Source organism: Candidatus Zixiibacteriota bacterium (genome assembly GCA_040752815.1).
In the GTDB taxonomy this organism is placed as follows: domain Bacteria; phylum Zixibacteria; class MSB-5A5; order GN15; family FEB-12; genus JAGGTI01.
The window spans coordinates 1-4,580 of sequence record JBFMGC010000095.1 but is presented as its reverse complement, the minus strand read 5'-3'; the positions used below and the strand labels follow the sequence as shown (position 1 = coordinate 4,580).

The 4,580-nt window shown below is 58.9% G+C and carries 3 protein-coding genes and 2 tRNA genes; all 5 read left to right on the top strand.

Annotation, left to right across the window (positions count from 1 at the left end; translation table 11 throughout):
• A partial coding sequence (gene dxs / locus AB1772_13210; protein ID MEW5797298.1) for a 1-deoxy-D-xylulose-5-phosphate synthase occupies positions 1 to 1,792 on the top strand: 1,792 nt, incomplete at its 5' end.
• Between the two features lie 10 nt (positions 1,793 to 1,802).
• Positions 1,803 to 2,663 carry an NAD(+)/NADH kinase gene (locus AB1772_13205; protein ID MEW5797297.1) on the top strand — a complete coding sequence of 287 codons (861 nt, stop codon included), beginning with the start codon at positions 1,803 to 1,805 and terminating at the stop codon, positions 2,661 to 2,663.
• 267 nt (positions 2,664 to 2,930) lie between these two features.
• Positions 2,931 to 3,004, top strand: a tRNA-Gly gene (locus AB1772_13200).
• Positions 3,005 to 3,260: 256 nt separating this feature from the next.
• Positions 3,261 to 3,333: transfer RNA gene (locus AB1772_13195), tRNA-Thr, on the top strand.
• Between the two features lie 48 nt (positions 3,334 to 3,381).
• Positions 3,382 to 4,580 (top strand): elongation factor Tu (gene tuf / locus AB1772_13190; GenBank protein ID MEW5797296.1); only part of this gene is annotated, 1,199 nt, incomplete at its 3' end.

The following is a 4,580-nucleotide window of genomic DNA, read 5'->3' as shown; positions in this document are numbered from 1 at the left end:
CTGGGATGTCGGCCACCAGAGCTACGGCCACAAGATTCTGACCGGACGCAAGGATAAAATCGGCACGCTGCGGCAGTACCACGGCCTCTCCGGATTCTGTCGGCGCGACGAATCCGAATACGATGAATTCGGCGCCGGGCACGCGTCGACGTCGATCTCAGCCGCACTCGGCTTCGCTGCGGCGCGTGATCTTAAGGGGGAGAAGCATAAGGTGGTGGCGGTGATCGGCGACGGCGCGATGACCGGAGGGCTGGCGTTCGAGGGCCTGAACAACGCCGGCTCGATCAAGAAAGACGTGCTGGTAGTGCTCAACGACAACACCTGGTCGATCTCCAAAAACGTGGGCGCGATTTCCAAGTACCTGACCAGCATCATGGCCGACGAGAAATTCAACAAGCTGCGCAAGGAAGTCTGGGAACTGACGGGACGGTTCAAACGCCGAGACGCCATTCGCGAGACGGTCAAACGGATAGAAAACTCGATCAAGAACTTCCTCGTGCCCGGAATGCTGTTCGAAAAACTCGGTTTCAGATACTTCGGTCCGATCGACGGCCACGACCTTCCCCTCCTCATCAAAACCCTGCAGGACATCAGCAATCTTCACGGTCCGATCATGCTGCATGTGGCCACGGTCAAGGGCAAGGGGTATGCACCGTCGGAGGAAGACGCCAAGACTTACCACGGCGTGGGGAAATTCAACAAAGTTACCGGAAAATCCACACCGTCGAGTGCCGGACTGCCGAGCTATACCGAAGTTTTCGGCAGCACCATGTGCGAACTGGCGGCCAGGAATGACAAAGTGGTGGCGATCACCGCCGCCATGTGCCCCGGCACCGGGCTCGATAAGTTCGCCGACAGATTTCCCGAGCGGTTTTTCGATGTCGGCATTGCCGAGGGCCACGCCGGCACGTTTGCCGCCGGTCTTGCGGCCGATGGTCTGCGGCCGTATTTCGCGGTCTATTCGACTTTTGCTCAGCGGGCGTACGACCAGATCATTCATGATACCGCCATCCAAAACCTGCCGGTGGTGCTGGCCATGGATCGCGGCGGTCTTGTCGGCAACGACGGCCCCACGCATCACGGCGCATTCGATCTGGCGTATCTGTCCACCGTGCCGAATATCACGGTTGCGGTTCCCAAAGACGGCAACGAACTTCGGGCGATGCTGCACTATACGTGTGATCACCAGCTTGAAGGCATAATCGCTATCCGTTACCCAAGAGATTCGGTTCCGACACCTCTCTCCGACCCCGTGGCCGAAATTCACTGGGTCGCCTGGGAGTGGTTGAGTGAGCCGAGCGACGTTGTCATACTTGCGGTCGGTACGATGGTCAGAGAATCTCTCAAGGCGGCGGAGGCGCTCACCGGTCGCGGCATACGAGTGTCGGTGGTGAACGCGCGTTTTGTCAAACCACTGGACAGCGACATGCTTCAGCAGGTAGCGGCGAACGCGCGTGTCGTAATCACTGCGGAAGAGGGCTCGGTGCGCGGGGGGTTCGGCCAGGCGGTTGCGGAGTACTTGCTGACGCAACAATTCGCCGGGCGGTTTCGAGCGCTCGGCTTGCCGGACCGGTTTGTCACTCAGGGTTCTCGCGCCGAGCTGCTCAAGGAAGTCGGTCTGGACGCAGGGAGCATCGCGGACCTGGTTGAGGAACTGGCGTCGGCGCCCCAGAAAGCGGCCGTTGCGAATGTCAACGGCGGCCTGTTCCGACGCTTTGTCCTCCGTCGCGGCGAATCCAAAGCCAAATCCGAGAGCCGCCCGGTCGGTATGACCGGCACCGATATGGAGTGATTCTGCTCCCATGCAGTTTGGCCTTGTCGCAAACCTGAAACGCCCCGGCGCCGCCGAGGCGATCGACAGTTTTATCCGCTGGTCTCACGAGCATCATGAGCACTTGACGCTGTCGGAGGAATTGCGCCAGTCGGCAGCCGACTATCCCCATTTCGCTCCTGCGAGCGAACTTCCCGACCTGGTCGATGTAATTGTGGCAATGGGGGGCGACGGAACCATTCTGGCCACGGCGCGGTCGGTAGGTTCGTTAGGGACACCTATCCTTGGCATTAACCTTGGCTCGCTCGGCTTTCTCACGCAGCAGACCCCCGGCGAGTTGGTGGCGGCGCTTAACGATATCGTGGCCGGGAGATTCAAAATTGAGGAGAGAATACTCCTCAAGGCTGGTATAGCGGGACGTCCTCCCCTGGCAATGCCATACGCGCTGAACGATATCGTGCTCGATCACGGCGGCACCACCCGCGTTTTGGATATCAATCTGAGGATCAACGACGAGGATGTAGTCTCGTATATGGCAGACGGACTCATCATCGCCACACCCACCGGTTCCACCGCTTACAACCTGGCGGTGGGTGGGCCGATTGTATGCCCCAACATGGACGCGATGATTGCGTCGCCGATCGCCGCGTTCTCGCTGACCACGCGCCCGATGATTCTATGCGGCCGAGATCAGCTCGAGATGTCGATTACCACCCCGGGGCGCAAGGCCCAGTTGACCCTGGACGGCCAGGTCAACATCGACGTACGCGAGGGTGAGAAAGTCACGGTAGAGCGCGCTGATTTCAACGCCCGGTTCGTGGTCTTCCCGGAGAACTCGTTTTACAAACTCCTCCGCCGCAAACTACACTGGGGCGTCTCCCCGGAGCCGTAACTTCCGGCGATCGGAGGAAAACCCTGAATTCGTCATGCCCCGGCTTGACCGGGGCAGGATCGTAGGTCGGGTTCATGAACGTCGAGCGTAGCGAGACGCGAATAAACCCGACATCTTTGCTGGTCGCTGTTCAGCGCTCTCTCGGTAGCCCACAGCTCGTTGCCGGTCATTGTTTGGCCAGAATCCCCTTGCCAAGTACAGCCTTGACAGATAACATTGGCGGATACGAAGTAGGTCGAAACCCCTGCGGTTTCGACATCGTGATAAGCGGGAGTAACTCAGGTGGCTAGAGTCACAGCCTTCCAAGCTGTTGGTCGCGGGTTCGAGTCCCGTCTCCCGCTCTGAATCGCCGCGTTCGTTCTATCCCGATTCGGATTTCAATCCCCGCCCCCTCCAAAAACCGCCCCCAAAGCCGACAATCGGATTGGGATGGTTCGCTAAGCCGCGCCCGGTCAAGCCGTTAGCAAAACCGGCCAAACCGGAAAAATGGCTTGACAGCCCGAAGACCGCCTCTATATTTCGGGTTCCCTGACGGACGGGTACGCCTGTCCGTCTGGATTTTGTTGGGTTCAGCGCAAAAACAAGGATTTTTGAGCAGCCCAGATAGCTCAGTTGGTAGAGCACATCCTTGGTAAGGATGAGGTCACCAGTTCAATCCTGGTTCTGGGCTTTTTGACATAGGTAAAGAATGTTGGTCTCATAAAGGAGAGCCTTCAATATGGCTAAGGAGAAGTTTGAGCGGACGAAGCCGCACGTGAATGTTGGGACGATCGGTCATGTGGATCATGGCAAGACGACGTTGACGGCGGCGATCACGATGGCGATGGCGCGGAAGAACAAGACGGCGATCCGGACGTTTGATTCGATTGACAATGCGCCGGAGGAGCGGGAGCGGGGTATTACGATCGCGACCGCGCATGTCGAGTACGAGACGGACAATCGCCATTACGCCCACGTGGACTGTCCGGGTCACGCCGACTATGTCAAGAACATGATCACGGGAGCGGCGCAGATGGACGGGGCGATATTGGTGGTGTCGGCGGCGGATGGTCCGATGCCGCAGACGCGGGAGCACATCTTGCTGGCGCGCCAGGTGGGGGTGCCGTTCATTATTGTGTACATGAACAAGGTAGACATGGTGGACGATCCGGAGCTTTTGGATCTGGTCGAGTTGGAGGTGCGGGACCTGCTTAATCAGTATCAGTTCCCTGGGGACGATATTCCGGTGATCCGGGGATCGGCGCTGCAGGCTCTTACTGCGGGTACATCGGACAAGCCGATTGACGATCCGGCGTTCAAGTCGGTGTTGGAGCTTTTGGAGGCTTGTGACAGCTATATCCCGGTGCCGAAGCGGGAGAAGGACAAGCCGTTTTTGATGCCGGTGGAGGACGTGTTTTCGATCACCGGACGAGGTACGGTGGGGACGGGGAGAGTGGAGCGCGGGGTGATCAAGCAGGGTGAGGAGGTGGAGATAGTTGGCATACGGGAGACGCGCAAGACGGTAGTGACCGGAGTGGAGATGTTCCGGAAGCTGTTGGACCAGGCGGAGGCGGGCGACAATGTTGGTTTGCTTCTGCGAGGCATTGACAAGGACGAGTTAGAGCGGGGGATGGTGTTGGCGGCGCCGGGTTCGGTGACGCCGCACAAGAAGTTCAAGGCGGAGGTGTATGTGCTCAAGAAGGAGGAGGGGGGTCGGCACACGCCGTTTTTCACGGGATATCGGCCGCAGTTTTATTTTCGGACGACGGACGTGACGGGGGTGGCGAATTTGCCGACGGGGGTAGAGATGGTGATGCCGGGAGACAACATCACGATGAACGTGGAGTTATTGACGCCGATAGCGATGGAGAAGGAGCTGCGGTTTGCGATCCGCGAGGGTGGACGCACGATCGGCGCCGGTGTCATCGCGGAGATAAT

What these genes read in the sequence shown, in the direction of transcription:
- AB1772_13205 (MEW5797297.1), top strand. Translation starts at nt 1,803, where the DNA reads ATGCAGTTTGGCCTTGTCGCAAACCTGAAACGCCCCGGCGCCGCCGAG.